Origin of the sequence: Sphingomonas sp. Leaf62 (assembly GCF_001421915.1) — a bacterium.
Classification (GTDB): Bacteria; Pseudomonadota; Alphaproteobacteria; order Sphingomonadales; family Sphingomonadaceae; genus Sphingomonas.
Genome location: NZ_LMLN01000018.1, coordinates 2,501 through 4,474 on the forward strand (window position 1 = coordinate 2,501; position 1,974 = coordinate 4,474).

Sequence of the window (1,974 nt, forward strand, 5' to 3'; positions counted from 1 at the left end):
CGATACACTGCTCTGCCGAGTTTCGTGTCGTGCATCCTGACGGATGCCGATCCAGTGTTGTCGTTGGTGGTGTGGACTCTCAAGCGTGAGGTAAGGGCAATTCGTGGATGCCTTGGCATGTACAGGCGATGAAGGACGTGGCACGCTGCGATAAGCGTCGGTGAGGTGTGAGCAACCTTTGACCCGACGATTTCCGAATGGGGAAACCCACCTATCCGTTTAATCAGCTGAGCCGCTGGGCGGCACGCTTCATGCGTGTCGCCTCGGGGCGCAGGTGGTTAGGCGGACAAGGTATCTTGAGACTGAATACATAGGTTTCGAGAAGCGAACCCGGCGAACTGAAACATCTCAGTACCCGGAGGAAAAGACATCAACCGAGATTCCGTTAGTAGTGGCGAGCGAACGCGGACCAGGCCAGTGCCTGGATTTCAACTAGCAGAACGCTCTGGAAAGAGCGGCCATAGCGGGTGACAGCCCCGTATGCGAAAGTGATGATCCAGGACTCGAGTAGGGCGGAACACGTGTAATTCTGTCTGAACATGGGGGGACCACCCTCCAAGCCTAAATACTCGTACATGACCGATAGCGAACTAGTACCGTGAGGGAAAGGTGAAAAGCACCCCGATGAGGGGAGTGAAACAGTACCTGAAACGGATTGCCTACAAGCAGTTGGAGCCCTTTTATGGGGTGACAGCGTACCTCTTGCATAATGGGTCTGTGACTTAATCTGTCAAGCAAGCTTAAGCCGTTAGGTGTAGGCGCAGCGAAAGCGAGTCTGAATAGGGCGAATGAGTTTGACGGATTAGACCCGAAACCCGGCGATCTAGGCATGACCAGGATGAAGGTGGGGTAACACCCACTGGAGGTCCGAACCGATTAACGTTGAAAAGTTACCGGATGAGTTGTGTTTAGGGGTGAAAGGCCAATCAAGCCGGGAAATAGCTGGTTCTCCGCGAAAACTATTGAGGTAGTGCCTCGGATGGACACCTTATGGGGTAGAGCACTGGATGGTTGCGGGGGTCGCGAGATCTACCAATACTAACCAAACTCCGAATACATAAGAGTGATATCCGGGAGACAGACGGCGGGTGCTAAGGTCCGTCGTCAAAAGGGAAACAGCCCTGACCTACAGCTAAGGTCCCCAAGTCGTGTCTAAGTGGGAAAGCATGTGGGAATCCCAAAACAACCAGGAGGTTGGCTTAGAAGCAGCCATCCTTTAAAGAAAGCGTAACAGCTCACTGGTCTAAACAAGGGTTCCTGCGGCGAAGATGTAACGGGGCTCAAGACACGCACCGAAGCTTAGGGTGTGGATTTATATCCACGCGGTAGCGGAGCGTTCCGTACGCCTGTGAAGCGATCTGGTAATGGGTCGTGGAGGTATCGGAAGTGCGAATGCAGACATGAGTAGCGATAAAGAGGGTGAGATGCCCTCTCGCCGAAAGACCAAGGGTTCCTGCGCAAGGCTAATCCGCGCAGGGTGAGCCGGCCCCTAAGACGAGCCCGAAGGGGGTAGTCGATGGGAACCACGTTAATATTCGTGGGCCTGGTGGTGTGTGACGGATGGCGTGTGTTGTCGGATCTTATCGGATTGATCCGGCTTCGAAGCTGTCCCGGGAAATAGCCCCACCGTATAGACCGTACCCGAAACCGACACAGGTGGTCAGGTAGAGTATACCAAGGCGCTTGAGAGAAGTGTCCTGAAGGAACTCGGCAAATTGCCTCCGTACCTTCGGAAGAAGGAGGCCCCATGTAAGCGCAAGCTCTCATGGGGGGCACAGGCCAGGGGGTAGCGACTGTTTAGCAAAAACACAGGGCTCTGCTAAGTCGGCTTCAAGACGACGTATAGGGCCTGACGCCTGCCCGGTGCCTGAAGGTTAAGTGGAGGGGTGCAAGCTCTGAAATGAAGCCCAGGTAAACGGCGGCCGTAACTATAACGGTCCTAAGGTAGCGAAATTCCTTGTCGGGTAAGTTCCG

General features: G+C 54.4%; 1 rRNA gene. It reads left to right on the forward strand.

Features of this window, described 5'->3' with window-relative positions:
• Window positions 1–80: 80 nt before the first annotated feature.
• Window positions 81–1,974, forward strand: a 23S ribosomal RNA gene (locus ASE91_RS09105); the annotation flags it as partial.